Below are 15,829 nucleotides of genomic sequence, written 5' to 3' on the forward strand. Positions count from 1 at the left end.
CCTCTCCGTTCTTTGTATAAGTTTAAAAATCACACGATCTATACATACCGAAACGTCATAACAGACCCCAACAGACAACAGACCAAAATGGCAAACTCTCACTTCTTAAGTGTAGCAAATGCAGACTGTAACGTCTTTCTAATTTTGGTTACATTTTCGTAATAAGAAGCCCTCTGTATATAACGTAAGAAGACTGCCTGGGTTCCATAAAAAAAGCAACAAAAAAAGGCCCCGTTCTGGGGGCCTTTTACCATATGGAGAACACGATCTCCATCACTGCATCACTGTGTACTTGTTTCTGTTTCTTTATCTTTATTTTTTTTCGGAACACCATCCAGGCCGAATTCCTGGTCGTATGCATCGAAAATCGCACGTGCAACCGGAGCCGCACTGTTGGAGCCAAAGCCCCCTTCCGGGATCATGACCGCAACAGCCAGTTTTGGATTGTTACGGGGTGCAAAAGCGATAAATACCCCGTTATCCACCAGTTTCCCTCCAATATTCTGTGTCGACGTACCTGTTTTTCTCGCAAAATCATAAGGGAAACCGCCAAAGGCAGAAACCTCGGTAGCCATACCACGCTGTACCTCATTCCAGTATGCATCACTGAAGTCCGCTGTACTGAGTACCTTCGGTTTCACCTTCTCGACCACATTGCCTTCCGAATCCCGGAACTCTTTGACAAGCTGTGGTTCCATTCGTTTTCCTTTATTGGCTAGCATCACGGTATACTGCGCGAGTTGCATGGTTGTGTATTTACCTTGTTGTCCAAAAGAAGCATAGGCTAGTTTGGTTAAAGAGCTTTCCGTTTCATTTTCATATTCTTTACGCCCAGCCCATTCATTCGGCAAGTCCACTCCTGTTTTTATACCAAGACCAAACTGCTCCATGTACTTGTCCCACACACCAACGCCCTTAGCACCATATCGCGAGTACAGCTTCTTACCGATCTCGTCAATCATAAATACGTTAGAGGAATGACGAATGGCGTCACGAGGGTACATGGCACCGTAAACGTGTCCCGATGAGTTCTGTACGCGGCGGTTATCTCCACCAAACGTGGTTGAACCTCGGTCGATATACACCGAATTAGTGGTAAAGAAACCTTCCTTCAAACCAATCAATACACTCAGTGGCTTAATCGTTGAGCCGAGCAATACGACAGATTCAGCTCTTTTTTTGGAATCACTAGGTAGAAATCCCCGGATTGTACCGTTCTGATAAATATATTTGATTTTATCATAATCTTCTGTACTGATGCTGCCCGTTCTCCACACATTGGTGTCGTAATCAGGCATACTGGCTGCCGCTACAACCTTCCCTGTATCCACTTCCATCGCTACAGCAAAGCCTGTTTTGGCATTGGGATGTAATCTGCCGGATACCGGATTGCGATGCAACCAGCTTAGCTGATCCATAATCGCTTGCTCTGTTTTCACCTGCACATTTTTATTAATGCTGGAGATCAGATCATACCCTTTTTGCGGCGGGGTTGTGCCCGCTACACCTTCAGGCAAGTTACGTAAATCAACGTCAACCGACGTATAACCACTTTTGCCCCGCAGCTTATCCTGATACTGCAGCTCCAGTCCATCAAATCCAACAAACTCATTTTCCGTATAGACCAGACCTGGATCAGTCTGCGTTTTGTTTGCTTCATCTACTTCTTTATACTTTTTCAACGTTTTGGAGCTTTTGAATTTTTTCAAATAACCAATGGATTGAACGGCCACTGTATCCGGATCGTAGTAACGTACACTTTCTTCCACAATCTGAATACCTTTGAATTCATCCTTATGCTGGAGGAAATAAGCAACCTCCCCTTCGGACAAATCACTCTTGATCAGACGTGGCATAAACCCGTTAGCCTTGCGAGAATTCAGATCCATTTCCTCCATGATTTGATCCACGGTCAAGGATTCGGAATTCGGGGTTTTATACTTTTCAAAAACATCATGCAGACGCGTAGCCATCTCTTGAACTTCACCAATTTTCGGATTCGGCTGGCCATCCACATCCCCGTAGTTTTTGTACAATGTGAGATACAGCGACTGAATCGGCTTGGAATACGCCAGTTTCACCGTCCCCGTAGAATCGTAGATGGTTCCTCTCACCGGAGCAAGCGGCACATCCTTCGTAATGTTACTTGCTTCTTCCTGACTGAGCTCAGGTCCTTCAACGAATTGTAAAAACGCCAAACGTACAATGATTACACTAAAAATAACAAAGGAAGCGAAGAAAAATACGTTCATCCGGTAACTAAAACGCCGTTTGTCCGCAAGTTCATCCTTCTCATTGGAATGCTTTTTCATTCATCCTACCTCTTTCATGACTTGATGCATACCGCAGAACCTTAACCACCGGCATGATAACCTGGCAACGTCGTCATATTCCGAACCATATCCGTGTCCGGTGTACTATCAGGCTGACTGATCTTTCAGATGCGTGTCGGCAAAGTTAGGTGGGTTAAACCAATCTCCGCTGATGGCCCACGTTGGATCAAGCGGAACCCAGCGATTCGAATCACTCAAATAGACTTCATTCCATGCATGAGGGCCGTACCCTCCCTGACCGTTATATCCCAGACCTGTAACAACCCTGACATCAAGCCCCTGAGAACGTGCCATTACCGCATATAAGCGGGCATAATCGATACATACCCCTTTGCGCGTATCAAAAGTATTCTGAGGGGTCTGTTCATGCCATATTCCCCTCTGTTCATAATCATCCACTTTCCCGTAGTCGTATTGAACCCGGGTGCCAACCCAGTCATACAGAGCTCTGGCTTTTGCCTCATCCGTCGATTTTCCTTTGACAATCTCCTGCGCGGCTTGCTCAATATCAGCTGGAATATTGTGGTCAATCACTTCATACTTCCGTTGCAAAATACCTCCGAGTTCCTTCTGCACAGCCTGCGTGAATACCGGAAGTTTGTCCTTGATAAACGTACCAGACAAAGGCTCAATCACCGATTTAGCACCCTGCATATAGATCGGAGATGCCTCCACATAACGGCTGAACATACTACCCGGATAGAGACTTACAATCATGAACAATACGGCAATCACAATGATTCCTCGGACCGAACCGATGACCGTGCCGATCACTGCGCCTGTCAGCCGGCTAAAAATCCCTTTTGGCGCAGCTTGCTCATCTCCTGCATGTCTTCTGCGAAATATGAAGGATGTTAAAAATCCAAGAATCATGCGAATCAAGCCGTAACTCAATACAAATAATACGGCAAACCGCATAAGCGGGAAATCTGCGATCGCTGTAACCAGCGTATAATACAGCTGTTCCCACCGGTTCAACTCACGATTAGGCATATCCCCGGCATGTACAGATAACCATTGCTGTACATAAGGCGCAAGCCATAACGTCAGACCGATAGATAACAAAATACCAATGACCGCCATAATACCGTCCATCAGGAAACCAAAGAGTCTCCCCGCAGAACGTGAAGCCCCTCTGGACCATCCCTGTAATAAGGATGCTGCTACGATCAGCAACAGCAGAATGGTAATCCCATTAAACTCCTTCAGGCTGTCCAGCCAAGTTTGCAGCACGTCTTCATTCCTCCTTTAAACTACGAAGCAGGTGCTGTTTTATTTTTTTGTGCCTGTTCGACAAATGTGCGGATCGTATCGTTGTCGAGTTTCCACTCACCAACAGAAATACCGCGGAAGGTCACATCGACTTTATCCGACTTCGTGCTACCCTTAAGCTCAACGTTAGGACTGGTTATCGTAAATTCACCATTTTTCCCCGCCGCATAGGTGGCCTTGGAGGCTTCCTTCAGCATGATGCTTGTTGCTTCTTTCTTGAGTGTGTCCATCGTGCTGGACTGCACGTCTGTGACGGTTTGTTTGATCTGTTCAATGGAGATGCCGCTGTATATCAGCAGAGCCGCAATAATGATGATGGCAATCGCCCATTTTAACATCGTTTTGACCACATTCAGAACAAAGAACAAAATGATCAGTGCAACGACGATCACCAGCCAGTTCTGCATCACAAACTCTTTGATTACTTCTATGTTCATGATTACACCTTCCGAATTAGAATTGATTCATGACTTCCCGAATATTATACATGATTTCCGAACCTGCTGTCAGCTAAGCCCTCTCCGGCAAAAATAAACGGTCTAAGTTCGTCCTGCGGGGCGTACAAGTAGTACCATGAGGATTCGTCCGACGAACGTGGACACGTTCAAGACCTGTGTACAAACAGGCATCGCCTAACAAGGAGGGGCTCTAGTGAAAACGGCCATCTGGCTATACCTGTTTTTGTTTCTAGCTGTGTTTGATCTGCATGCCCAGTATCCCATTCTGACGCCATTTGCGATATCGCTCGGTGCGGCTCCAACCTTTATCGGCTGGATGATGGGCATCTATTCCTTAACCCACCTGCCTGGCAATCTGATTGCTGGAACACAGATTGATAAACACGGGAGCCGTCGATATATTGTGTTCAGTCTGGTCGGTGCGGGGTTCATCCTACTTCTGCAGGCTCACATTCATACCCCTTGGCAACTGCTCGCGCTACGTTCTATTAGCGGCTTTGTATTAGCCTTTCTATCTCCGGCATGTCTGGCCCTGCTCGCTCAACTCTCCAATGACCCGGTGAAACAAGGAAAATACATGTCGGGTCACGGTGTCGTGCACACGCTGGCTTCGGTGGTGTCACCAGCCGCAGGTGCCGTGATCGTCGGTGCCATGGGGTTCTCTGCCACCTTCTCGAGTCTCGGCTATCTACTCATTCTGACAGGTGTCATTGCACTGCTTACCATGCCGCGTGGCCTCGTTCGCCAGCCGCAGCCATTGACCGAACCCGCAAGACCAGGTCTTGCGCCTTCCGGCTCGGCTAAAGCTAACTCTGATCATTCGCCAGCAGAAGCGCCAAAAGCATTCCTGCCCGTTTCCTGGCGTTATTTCATGCTACCCTTGGTTATTGCCTGCGCTCAAGGTATTCTCTTCTTTGAATTACCGCTGCGGGGAGGCGGGCATTCCTCCATGATGTCGACAGGTTTACTGTTTTCAATCATTAGCATCGGTGCGCTCTTTACACTCAGCATGCTGTTTCTTAACCGTTATTCGCCCAAACTGCGTTTAGTTGCTGGTGTACTGCTGATGTCCTTGAGTTTTTTCGTGATGGCAGCCGTTCCGCAAATTTCGTTATCCATCGTGTTATTTGTGCTCGGGATGTCCAAAGGTATCATTTTCCCCGCGATGGCTACACTTTTTATTCACTTAAGCGGTGGTAGCAAGCTTGGGCGTATTTTCTCTCTGCAATCGATTGCCACCTCTATTGGTTCGTTTATTGGTCCGATTACGGCTGGACAGCTGAGGATGGGGGTATCTCCTTATTTCATTGCTTTTATTTTGCTGATGATCGGCATCTTGCTACTCCCCTATTATACGTCAAGACATACTGCCCCGCTCTCATCTTCCGATGCGAAAAGCATCCTGGGGTGAAGTATCTAAGCTTGTCCTGACCAACTTATACGTTAGAGCCTTCTGCAGAACAATTTAAACTTTGCATCATTCCCCCATTTCCAGATACACTATAAGTACATTCAGTCGATTTTCGCTGTAACATTTCCCGGGGAATGTCGACATCAGCTCTCGAATCAGGGGTGAATAAGATGCCTATTCATGTCATTGTGGAAGGTAAGAATGATCGCAGTAAACTCAAACGTTTAGTGGGTCCAGAGATCAATATTTTGTGCACATTCGGAACGCTGAACTCCCTTAAACTGGAGACGCTGCGCAAGCAAGTAGGATATGATGAAGTTTATTTATTCATGGACAATGACAGCTCAGGTAAAAAGATACGTGGTGTACTGCGCGATGCTTTTCCCGATGCGGTACAAATGTATACAAGACGTGGGTACGCAGGGGTTGAAGGTACACCTGATGAATACATCATCTCGCAATTAGAGAAGGCAGGACTGGAGGAATATATCCAGTATCCTGACGAACCTTCGTATTAAAAAGAACAACAAATAAAAGGCTGTTTCTGGTTATAGCAACCAGAGACAGCCTTTGCTAAAGACTTCGTGCTTAACATTTTACGGTGTTATTCTTTAATCAACCTGCGAATGTCCTCTGCGATGGCTTCCGGCTGCACATCTTCTGTATTAAAAGCGTTATAAACCTTGCGAAGCTGGTTATTCTCATCCACCAGACCAATCATGTTCATATGGGCAAAATCATCCTTGTTCTCGCCTTCGATTAGAATCTGGAACGATTCTTTGGCGAACTGCTTGGTTTTATCCATATCCCCACGCAGGAAATACCAGCCAGAATAATCCGCGTGGAAACGGTCGGCAAAGGTTTTGATCTTCTCTCTAGTATCTACTTTTGGGTCGAAGGAAATCGATACAAAGGATGCCTTATCTCCGAATGTTCCATCTTCTTTCAACAAGTCCTGCACCTGAGACAGTGTAAATGTCGTAATCGGGCAAACATCAGGGCAACTGGTGAAATAAAAGTAGAACAATCGCACTTTGCCTTGCGTATCCGCCAGCGATACGTTACGACCATCCACATTTTCCATGGAAAACGATTGGATCTCCCGAATCTCGGGTAATTTCTCCTGGCTGGCAAATGCCGTATTCCACATTAAATACACTGCCATAATCAGTGCAATACCGAGCAAAATCCACGTCCATTTGTATTTCTTAATAACCTGCATCCTCTTCCCTTCCCCCTAACAATGTACTAGTGAATGCGCATGCATATTTGATCCATAAAAACCCTCTGTTAAACTGCCCTGGCTTACTGATACAAAATGATTTCGGTTAACGTGATAAATTAAATCTACGTTATCATTTCAGCCAAGGGATACATATGTATAATACAGTGCCTTCATTACGGGACATATCTTGGCTAATGACAAGGTCGTTGTTCACAAAATATGTCTCATCGCGACATGTTTATTAAATCCACGCGACTTCCGATATAAATTTTATCACAAGAAACCACGGAATAGTTTGACAATGTTCGTACATTTGTTGGGAAATGGACAGATTCTTCCCAGGGCTTAGCATGTTTTGCATCCATGCGGGTGGATAATATACACTAGAATTGGGTATCACCTAGATAGAGAAGGTTAATTTTGATGACGATACACTGACGTTACACCTTATAAAGGAGAGATTTATGGATACCTCTACACATTTTGTTATGGGCATTGGTTTGGCGGGTCTCGCCTATGTTGATCCTGTCGTTGCAACCGACCCCATGCTGGCAGCCGCCGTCATGGTAGGTACGATCGCCGGCTCCCAAGCCCCTGACATTGATACTGCACTGCGTTTTAAAAGTAATTCGCTCTATATTCGAAATCATCGGGGACTGTCCCACTCGTTGCCGTTTCTGTTGTTATGGGTACTGCTAATTACGGGTGTGATCGGATTGATTTTTTCAGGAGTTTCACTTGGTCATGTTGCCCTCTGGACTGCTGTAGCTGTAGGCGTACATGTCTTTACCGACTTGTTCAATACGTATGGAACACAGGCTGCCCGTCCTTTTACAGAACGCTGGATTGCCTGGAACATCATTCATATCTTTGACCCGTTCCTGTTTATTACACATGTGATTGCGATTCTATTATGGGCTTTCGACCTTATTGCACCTGCCCCACTCTTTACTACGCTGTATATTCTGATTGGAATATATTATGTATGGCGTACCATCGCGCGGGCACTGGTGGTTCGAAAAGTGAGACGTATGGATAACAGTCCGGAACCAGCCAAATACATTGTGATTCCAACGATTTCCTGGAGCCGCTGGCATGTTGTCAAAACGAATAAGGATGGAAGTTATGAGCTTGGTAAGATCGATGGTTCTGAGCTGACCTGGAGCCTGCATGCCACCTCTTCCACTCATGCAGCCGTTGTAGCCTCACGCAAGGCACCGGAGGTTAGTGCATTCCTCTATTTCACTTCTTATGCTGTAGCCGAGGTGGAGGAACTTCCTGCCGGATATAAAGTTCGCTGGGCTGATGTTCGGTATCGACACCGGAAACAGTATCCCTTTGTCGCCGTAGTGGTCATGGATCGTAACTTCAAAACAATTGATACTTACGTAGGCTGGCTAAGTGATGAAAAAATGGATAAAAAACTTTTATCTGCTCGCCCTTGACGCAGACCTTGGTTGCAGGGCACAATCGTTATAGGAACGATTGCGCGGGAAAAGCCCGGAGCGTTATCCGCTTCGGGCTTTTACTGCTTTGGTATATAAATTATTTGCCAGACAGAGACTGCTCAGCGATTTGTACCAGACGTTTGGTGATATATCCACCCAAAGATCCAGTCTCACGGGAAGTGTAGTTACCATAGTATCCGTCTTGCGGGATAGTTACACCCAGTTCTTGTGCAGCCTCCATTTTCAATTGTTGCAGAGCTGCTGTCGCTTGAGGCACCACCAAGTTGTTAGAAGAGCGAGATCCTTGAGCCATATTTAAAATCTCCTTTCAATCTGTGTCTGTAATGTATTGCAAGCTTGCAAGATTATTATGGCTCGCACGCTTCAGGTTATACGAAAATTCAATAAATTTGTACATGGAGGTTTTTCCCAATGAGCAAAGGCTTATCCTTATGGTTTGCATTTTCTTCGATAGTTTTGTTAACGGTTACAGCAATCACGATTTCTTACAACGGCTGGCTTGCAGCCCTGCTGTTTGTTCTATCCATGGCTAATATCGTTTGGGGATTTATCATCCGGGCGAAAAAAGAACGTCAGGAAGCCCGCTCGGCTTCCGAATCAGCTTCATAAGCTATCGCTATCATATGAAGTTAATAAGTCAAAAAAGAGGAGGCGGATGGATTCATCCGTCTCCTCTTCTATGTTCACATGATTAACCGTTCATGGTCTTTATGCTAAATTGACTTTGCTGAACCTGTATTCCCAATTACAGCTTACGTCTAGGAACGAAACCCATCCGCTCTTTCACCGCATCCAGCGTCTTCGCAGCATCCTCTTCTGCACGACGTGCCGAAGTCTCTAATACATCTGCAAGCTCACCAGACTCACGAATTTCGTTGTATCTTGCTTGTAACGGTTCGATAACAGAGACAACGACTTCGGCGAGTTCCTTTTTGAATGGGCCGTACATTTTGCCTTCGTAACGCTCCGCCACCTCATTCAGTGTCATACCCGCACATTCCGCATAGATGCTCATCAAGTTGCTCACCTCTGGCTTATTCGCCGGATCATAGACAACTTCACGACCGGAATCCGTCGTAGCACGGCTAATTTTTTTGCGAATGACATCCGGCGGATCTAACAGGGCGATATAACTTCCTGCATTGGGGTTACTTTTGCTCATTTTTGAGGAAGCATCATCCAGTGACATGACACGCGCACCGACCTGTGGAATATAAGGTTCAGGAATGGTGAAATATTCTCCGTAACGATGGTTAAAGCGCCCTGCCAGATCACGAGTCAGCTCCAGATGCTGTTTCTGATCTTCCCCGACAGGCACGAGATCTGCATTATACAGCAATATATCTGCAGCCATCAGGGATGGATAAACGAACAGTCCTGCGCCGACAGAATCTTTGCCGGAAGATTTGTCTTTAAACTGGGTCATACGCTCCAGCTCACCCATAGAGGTGAGCGTTGTCATCAACCATCCGAGCTCTGCGTGCTGTGGTACGTGAGATTGCAGAAATACGTTTGATTTGCTCGGATCAATTCCTGCCGCGATGAACAATGCAGCCACAGCCTCGGACTGTTCACGCAGTGCCGCTGGCTCCTGTGCCACTGTAATAGCATGAAGATCTACAACCATAAAATGACACTTATAGTCATGCTGTAATTTCACAAAATTTTTAATCGCACCAATGTAGTTGCCCAGTGTAAGCTTACCGCTCGGCTGAATACCTGATAATACCGTTTTCATCTGATACGCCTCCCTAATTCACACATCATCTAGAATTCAAAAATTTGGCATCTTCGCTCTGCGAACGCAAAAAAGCCCCACATCCGCAAGGGACGTGAGACCGTGGTGCCACCCTTATTCGCTTTCCTCTCCGCTATCCTGATATGCAGGAATATAGCAGGAAAAAAGCCTTCATTGTTCCTTAACGTGGAATAACCGGCATAACCTAATGAGATCTCCCTGTATAGCTCGATCTGTTCAGTTATACACTCAAGGGTCCATTCAAAAAAGAGTTCACACCAGTTCACATCAACCACTGGCTTTCTGAAGAGAATACTCCTTGTCTACTTGTCCCCGTCATCGCTTTGATATCATTCAGTTCATAAAAAGCTTCTAGAATTCCATATTAATGCCCTTAAGCCTGAATGTCAAAATGAGATGAGTTTTTTTTCGCGAAGCTTGAAAATCTGTTATGATGGTATTGCTTATCCTGTGAAGGCTATGATGCTGATCGCAGGATGTGTTAAAAAGTTGGAATGATCACAATGACACGCCTGTAGCAGTTCAGCAAGCCCAACTGCATGCAGACAGATTTCAAGTGGGAAAAGGAGCATCGATATGAAACAAGTGACCAAAGGTCAATGGAATGGTTACGACACGTATATCCTACATAGCCGTGAATTGGAAATCACCCTGCTGCCTCGTCTGGGAAATAACATCATCTCGATTCGCGATTTGGTGCAGAATAGGGATATCGTTCGTCGCCCGGACGAAAATGATCTGGCTTTCTATTTACAGAAGCCCTATCATTTCGGAGTCCCGTTGCTCATACCACCAGGACGTATTCACCAGGGACAATTCGAGTATGAAGGTGTACGTTATCAGTTCGATCAGAATACGGCGAATGGCAACCATATTCACGGTCTCCATCGCAGCCAGTCCTGGTGTGTCAGTGATATTGAAGAAGATGAGGACGGCTGTGCAATCACAACCGAACTATTAACCGAAAATGAAAAACATTGGATGGAACAGTTCCCCATCCCTCTGAAACTTGAAATGACATTCAGCTTGAAAAATGCTGTACTGACCCAGCGGTTGCGTGTCACCAATTTGAGTTCAACACCTGCTCCCTTTGGGATGGGATATCATACATGGTTTTTGCTCGACGGTAAACCTGAAGATTGGACACTACAGCTACCTGTTTCCGGATTGTATGCACAAAATGAAGATCAGCTGCCTACAGGCGAAATAGAAACGTTACATGATGAATGGTCCTCTATCGGGGAAGGAATCAACATGCAGGGAAGAGACTGGGATACGTTGCTTCGTGCGGCGGAAGGTCAGCCTGCAGTTGCTCATTTGCGGAGAAATGATGGATATACACTGAAATATTCAGTAGATGAAGCATTTTTCAAACACTGGGTTTTGTATACCAAAGGAGAATCCGATCAATTCTTGTGTATTGAACCTTACACCTGGTTGCCGGATGCGCCGAATCTGCCATTGACTGAGGATTTAACTGGACTGATCCGGCTTGAACCAGAGCAACCTGTAGAGCTGTTCACCCATATCGAGGTTGTTCCACCAATTGACTAAGCAATACTTTTTTTACAATAGATGAACTACCTCGACTTTTGCTATTCTCGCAATGATGCAAAACAAGCCGATCCGCACTGGATCGGCTTTTTGAGTTGACATGCCTTCGTTTGATTATCCATATATTCCCTTACGCCATATCATGTATATTTCCTCATTCTCGATCCATACTAACATCACTAACCCACAAGGAGGTGAGACATATGTACGGAAGCCAAAACCAAGGTGGCGGAAGCCGCTCTAACAATCTGGTAGTACCTCAAGCGAACGCAGCATTGCAACAACTGAAAATGGAAGCTGCGCAAGAGCTGGGTGTAACTATTCCTCAAGATGGTTACTACGGTAACTATACTTCCCGTGAGACTGGATCTCTGGGTGGATATATTACAAAACGTCTGGTACAAATCGCTGAGCAGCAATTATCGGGTCGTTCGTAAGCTCGTAATTATTGCTTGAGTGTTGCTGAAAATGAATGGCGGCCTTCTTCGGAAGTGCCGCTTTATTTCTATTTGTACTAAACATGTGTAACAAACTTAACGATATCATTCTCTGGTTTTGCTAAATTATGAGCCAGATCCCATCCCCGAATCCAGATATGTATTCGTTCTAGGGTAGCGAATCATCAAGTTCGCCATGTTGTAATTGGATTCCATCGTCGCATCGATCATGATCATGCCTTGTCTAACGGTAAAGTCATAGCTAATTTCGCCATGTGTCCAATTCCGCTTAAATTTCAGTGTCTCCAGTGCCATAGCGCGGAAGGAAGCACGTTGCGCATGATTAAGTCCCTCACCCTCCATCTCCATCCGTCCATCTTTACCGGTTATCGGATTATGTCGAATGCCGAATTTCCCAATAACGTTATTTCGTATTTGCACAAAAACTACCCCTGAATCTAATCCTGACAGTTCCTGATCAAGCTCTTTAAACACCAGATCTAACTGTCTTGCTAATGAAAGTTGCTCCGTTTTCACGTTAACACTCCTCCTATTATGCTTTTAGTCCTATAAAGCAAGGACTTACGACTCATTATATGACATCATATACGCTTACTCAACAAATATAAACAACTTTGGGTAATTATCCCTATAATTTGCACAATTAATTGCCAATCCCCCTCCTTAAAACGAGTTTTTTCATTTATTTACGACAAAATATACATTCGACTTTAAGGGCAAATAAAAGAAGCCATAATAGATGTCTGTCAGACAATCCACTATGGCTTCTCTTTTCTCGAAATAGTTGGCTACGCTATTTTATATCTGAGGTCATCTCTAAAAATTGCTCAATATCGGCAATAACTAAATTCGCAGCATTTTGCCAGAAGTCCGGTTGTGTCAGATCTGTACCCAGATGTTTCTGAGCTAGTTCCTCCACAGTCATTCGTCCAGTATCACGCAGCAAATCATCATATTTCCCCGCAAAAGCCGTACCTTCTTGTTGTGCCCGAGCATAGATTCCCGCACTAAACATGTACCCGAAGGTGTATGGGAAGTTATAGAAAGGTACACCTGTCAGATAGAAATGCAGTTTCGATGCCCAGAAATGAGGATGATTTGATGCCAGAACGCCGCAGTATGCCTCTTCTTGAGCCTCCACCATTAATCTGCTCAACTCGTCGGCACTTACCAGGCCTTTCTTACGTTGCTCATAGAAACGATTCTCAAACAGGAAACGGGCATGAATGTTCATAAAGAACGCAACACTACGCTGTATTTTATCTTCAAGCAACGCCAGCTTCTCCTGCTCATCACTTGCAGTTTGCACCAATGCATCGGCAACGATCATCTCTGCGAATGTAGAAGCCGTCTCAGCTACGTTCATCGCGTAACGCTGATTCAATGCCGGCAGTTCTTCCATGATATGCTGGTGGTATCCATGACCAAGTTCGTGCGCGAGTGTGGATACATTCGACGCCGTTCCAGAGAAGGTCATAAAGATGCGAGTCGCTTTGCTTAGTGGCAGTGAAGTGCAGAATCCCCCTGGACGTTTACCTGGACGATCTTCGGCTTCAATCCATCGTTTCTCAAAAGCCATCTCTGCAAAGCTCGACAGTTTGGGACTGAACTTGGCAAATTGCTCCACGATTGTCTGAGCTGCCCCGTCATACGTCACTTTACCAACAGACTTGCCTACCGGTGCTTCTACATCGCTCCAGCTTAGCTTATCGACACCCAGCAATTGGGCTTTTCGCTCCAAATACTGTACAAGTACCGGTTTGGCTCCGTTGATGACTTCCCACATGGTATCCAGCGTTTGGCGTGACATCCGGTTGATGGAGAGAGGTTCTTTCAAGATATCATGCCAGCCACGCTTCTCGTACAATTTTAGACGGAAACCCGCAAGATGATTCAACGTGTCTGCGCAGAAATCCTCCACATCTGTCCAGGCCTGCTCCCAGGATGCATATACCTGCTCACGCACTGCACGATCACTGTCACTGAGCTTGTTAGCGGCCTGTCCTGCGGACAGCATAACTGTCTCCCCATCCTGTTCAAACGGGATATTCACTTTACTTACAATTGTATTGTAGAATTTGCCCCAACCATGATAACCATCCACAGCCAGATCCAGAGCAAGCCCTTCCAGCTCCGGTGACAATTTTTCTTTCGCTTGTGTACGACTCTCGTTTAATACAAAGGACAAAGGTTGGATTTCAGGACGTTCAAGCCATTCCGCCCATACATCTTCTGGCATCTGGCTAAGTATATTGTCGAATTTGGATTTACTGCTGCTGAGCATCGCAGCAATGGAACTAACAGTCCCTTGAAGTTGAGTCGCTTTTTTATCTTGCTGATTTTGAGCGGACAGACAAGATACGAACGCAGACCCTTCAGAGATTCGAACATAACAGTTTTGCAACAGTTCAAGAATAGGATCAAAAGCCTCTGTATCTTTCAATGTTGCTGGAGCAACCGTTTGATTCAATGTTTCTTGCAACTTTCGCACATCCGTTTTCAGCTTACTCAGATATGCGGCGAATGCTTCGGAAGAAGAACCTCCACTAAAGATGGACTCCAGATCCCATACAGGATGTAATGGCATTTTCATCTAATAAGGCACCTCTTTCTATAGATTCGGGTGAATAGAATTGAATTAAAAACTGGTTTTATACGCAACGTATCTCTATACTAGAGAAATAATAAGCAACTTTTTCAGGAGGTAAGTGTATGAAACCTTTACAAGTATCGGCTGAAACAGCCGTCAAATTAGCAGCATCTCTGGGCGTGCCTCTGGAACATCTGATGCATATGCCTCAACATATTCTCATGCAGAAGATTGCAGAACTGGCCAAGGAAGAGGCCGCTAAATCTTCAGATCAGGAAGACAAATCCGAATGATTCCTTTTGAGAACAGTTGGCCATACGATGTCATTATGGGGGATATCTATGTACAGCAATGCCCTTTTTGCGGTGCAAACAATGTGCTACTTCCCCTCAAACCCAAGGAACTCATCCGTATCCGTGAAGGAAAAAAGAAATTGCTTGTCTTTCCCTGCTGTAATAGCAGCATGACCGTCATTGATACCGATAACGATTACCTGTTGTCCAGTCGTCCTGTTCGATAAATACATCCTGCAATACACTTAGAGAGGGCTGCGCTTTGCAGCCTCTTTGTCTGCTTCCAGCATCTCTTGTGGCAGTTCCATTTTTCCTGATATCATCTGTTCACGTAGCAACGCCCATTGTTCTCTTGACGCACGAATCATCGCTGCATCTGTAATGCGTTTGTCATGAATGACTCTACCGAACCATTGAACCGCTTCATGGAACCTTCCTACTCTGCGATTCAGTTCTCCAAGCAGATATAGTAACTTCGCCTCATTACCGCCTGTTCCTTCCCGTTCAAACACCTTGATATAAGCTTCCAGGCTGAACTCGAGAAAACGATGCTCCTGTGTATGATCTTCCATATACCGATACAACCAGGCTATATGATGCAACAGGCCAGCAACGACACGATCCTTTTCCTGAATAACCTGAGCACATAGCAGACCCAATTTGTACGTAGCAAGTGCCTGTTCCAGATTTCTTGCTCCACTATAATCTCGCTTAACCCAGCGGTTTCCGATCTGCTCGATGAACGCCTTGCGCTGTATCTCATTCAGATTACCTGAAGAATTTTCGGTAGAGGCAAATCCACACGAAGGACAGATTCGGACAACATAAAAATCCGGATTTTCCTGTTTGTAATAAGCACAAAAATCAGAATCCGTTCGGTAAGGCCGTTTCAAGCTCGGTCTTACTCGTGACGTTTCAAATTCATTCTCGCAATAATGACATGTCACTTTCACCTTATACAGCGGCTCTAATTCCACTTGTTCCATCCCTCTCCCGTAAGGCTTGTC

The 15,829-nt window shown here is 45.4% G+C and carries 17 protein-coding genes and 1 other annotated feature; of the genes, 8 read left to right on the forward strand and 9 right to left on the reverse strand.

The genetic code is table 11. The annotated features are described in order from the left end of the window. Positions 1-281: 281 nt before the first annotated feature. The 3 genes from MHI38_RS10945 to MHI38_RS10955 all read right to left on the reverse strand — a co-directional run bounded on the left by MHI38_RS10945 (position 282) and on the right by MHI38_RS10955 (position 4,042). Positions 282-2,312, reverse strand: a complete 2,031-nt coding sequence (locus tag MHI38_RS10945) for a peptidoglycan D,D-transpeptidase FtsI family protein (protein WP_154891078.1) — start codon at positions 2,310-2,312, stop codon at positions 282-284. A 108-nt stretch (positions 2,313-2,420) separates the two neighbouring features. Then, the gene (locus MHI38_RS10950) at positions 2,421-3,566 is read right to left on the reverse strand and encodes a transglutaminase domain-containing protein (protein ID WP_154891079.1); all 1,146 of its coding nucleotides are present in this window, start codon (positions 3,564-3,566) and stop codon (positions 2,421-2,423) included. A gap of 20 nt (positions 3,567-3,586) precedes the next feature. Continuing rightward, positions 3,587-4,042: an ATPase gene (locus MHI38_RS10955; RefSeq protein ID WP_090919599.1), complete on the reverse strand. Its 456-nt coding sequence runs from the start codon at positions 4,040-4,042 to the stop codon at positions 3,587-3,589. Between the two features lie 214 nt (positions 4,043-4,256). On the opposite strand from MHI38_RS10955, the gene MHI38_RS10960 reads away from it, so the two are divergent. Together MHI38_RS10960 and MHI38_RS10965 are read left to right on the forward strand one after the other, a co-directional pair. After that, positions 4,257-5,474, forward strand: a complete 1,218-nt coding sequence (locus MHI38_RS10960; RefSeq protein WP_308723059.1) for an MFS transporter — start codon at positions 4,257-4,259, stop codon at positions 5,472-5,474. 170 nt (positions 5,475-5,644) lie between these two features. After that, positions 5,645-5,992 carry a toprim domain-containing protein gene (locus MHI38_RS10965; protein WP_090919605.1) on the forward strand — a complete coding sequence of 116 codons (348 nt, stop codon included), beginning with the start codon at positions 5,645-5,647 and terminating at the stop codon, positions 5,990-5,992. Positions 5,993-6,078: 86 nt separating this feature from the next. Here MHI38_RS10965 and MHI38_RS10970 read toward each other — a convergent pair whose 3' ends face one another. Beyond that, complete coding sequence (locus MHI38_RS10970) at positions 6,079-6,696, reverse strand: SCO family protein (RefSeq protein WP_154891081.1); 618 nt, start codon at positions 6,694-6,696, stop codon at positions 6,079-6,081. 467 nt (positions 6,697-7,163) lie between these two features. Between MHI38_RS10970 and MHI38_RS10975 the strand changes: the two genes are divergently transcribed. Beyond that, the gene (locus MHI38_RS10975; protein WP_221789977.1) at positions 7,164-8,144 is read left to right on the forward strand and encodes a metal-dependent hydrolase; all 981 of its coding nucleotides are present in this window, start codon (positions 7,164-7,166) and stop codon (positions 8,142-8,144) included. A gap of 100 nt (positions 8,145-8,244) precedes the next feature. Here the strand turns inward: MHI38_RS10975 and MHI38_RS10980 are convergent, their stop codons facing one another. Next, positions 8,245-8,460 carry an alpha/beta-type small acid-soluble spore protein gene (locus MHI38_RS10980; RefSeq protein WP_090919614.1) on the reverse strand — a complete coding sequence of 72 codons (216 nt, stop codon included), beginning with the start codon at positions 8,458-8,460 and terminating at the stop codon, positions 8,245-8,247. 119 nt (positions 8,461-8,579) lie between these two features. Between MHI38_RS10980 and MHI38_RS10985 the strand changes: the two genes are divergently transcribed. Then, positions 8,580-8,777, forward strand: a complete 198-nt coding sequence (locus MHI38_RS10985) for a hypothetical protein (RefSeq protein ID WP_090919617.1) — start codon at positions 8,580-8,582, stop codon at positions 8,775-8,777. 136 nt (positions 8,778-8,913) lie between these two features. On the opposite strand, the gene trpS is transcribed toward MHI38_RS10985, so the two are convergent. Beyond that, positions 8,914-9,906 (reverse strand): tryptophan--tRNA ligase, encoded by a 993-nt coding sequence (trpS, locus tag MHI38_RS10990; RefSeq protein ID WP_090919620.1) that lies wholly within the window; start codon positions 9,904-9,906, stop codon positions 8,914-8,916. 85 nt (positions 9,907-9,991) lie between these two features. Next, positions 9,992-10,255 (reverse strand) — a binding site (T-box leader). Positions 10,256-10,503: 248 nt separating this feature from the next. Here trpS and MHI38_RS10995 point away from each other — a divergent pair. Further along, positions 10,504-11,481 carry an aldose 1-epimerase gene (locus MHI38_RS10995; RefSeq protein WP_308723058.1) on the forward strand — a complete coding sequence of 326 codons (978 nt, stop codon included), beginning with the start codon at positions 10,504-10,506 and terminating at the stop codon, positions 11,479-11,481. Positions 11,482-11,684: 203 nt separating this feature from the next. Further along, positions 11,685-11,918 carry an alpha/beta-type small acid-soluble spore protein gene (locus MHI38_RS11000; protein ID WP_090919627.1) on the forward strand — a complete coding sequence of 78 codons (234 nt, stop codon included), beginning with the start codon at positions 11,685-11,687 and terminating at the stop codon, positions 11,916-11,918. A gap of 126 nt (positions 11,919-12,044) precedes the next feature. Here MHI38_RS11000 and MHI38_RS11005 read toward each other — a convergent pair whose 3' ends face one another. Then, positions 12,045-12,455 (reverse strand): O-methyltransferase, encoded by a 411-nt coding sequence (locus MHI38_RS11005; RefSeq protein ID WP_090919630.1) that lies wholly within the window; start codon positions 12,453-12,455, stop codon positions 12,045-12,047. A gap of 277 nt (positions 12,456-12,732) precedes the next feature. Further along, positions 12,733-14,532, reverse strand: coding sequence for a M3 family oligoendopeptidase (locus MHI38_RS11010; RefSeq protein WP_253491471.1), 1,800 nt, complete (start codon positions 14,530-14,532; stop codon positions 12,733-12,735). Positions 14,533-14,651: 119 nt separating this feature from the next. On the opposite strand from MHI38_RS11010, the gene MHI38_RS11015 reads away from it, so the two are divergent. Together MHI38_RS11015 and MHI38_RS11020 are read left to right on the forward strand one after the other, a co-directional pair. Continuing rightward, positions 14,652-14,822, forward strand: coding sequence for a YycC family protein (locus MHI38_RS11015; RefSeq protein ID WP_154891084.1), 171 nt, complete (start codon positions 14,652-14,654; stop codon positions 14,820-14,822). Beyond that, the gene (locus MHI38_RS11020; protein ID WP_090919639.1) at positions 14,819-15,049 is read left to right on the forward strand and encodes a hypothetical protein; all 231 of its coding nucleotides are present in this window, start codon (positions 14,819-14,821) and stop codon (positions 15,047-15,049) included. Before MHI38_RS11015 ends, MHI38_RS11020 begins: the two co-directional genes overlap by 4 nt. Positions 15,050-15,067: 18 nt before the next feature. Here the strand turns inward: MHI38_RS11020 and MHI38_RS11025 are convergent, their stop codons facing one another. Continuing rightward, positions 15,068-15,799, reverse strand: a complete 732-nt coding sequence (locus MHI38_RS11025) for a DUF2225 domain-containing protein (RefSeq protein WP_154891115.1) — start codon at positions 15,797-15,799, stop codon at positions 15,068-15,070. Positions 15,800-15,829 lie beyond the last annotated feature (30 nt).

It is taken from the genome of Paenibacillus sp. FSL K6-1558 (genome assembly GCF_038002565.1).
GTDB lineage: Bacteria > Bacillota > Bacilli > Paenibacillales > Paenibacillaceae > Paenibacillus > Paenibacillus polysaccharolyticus.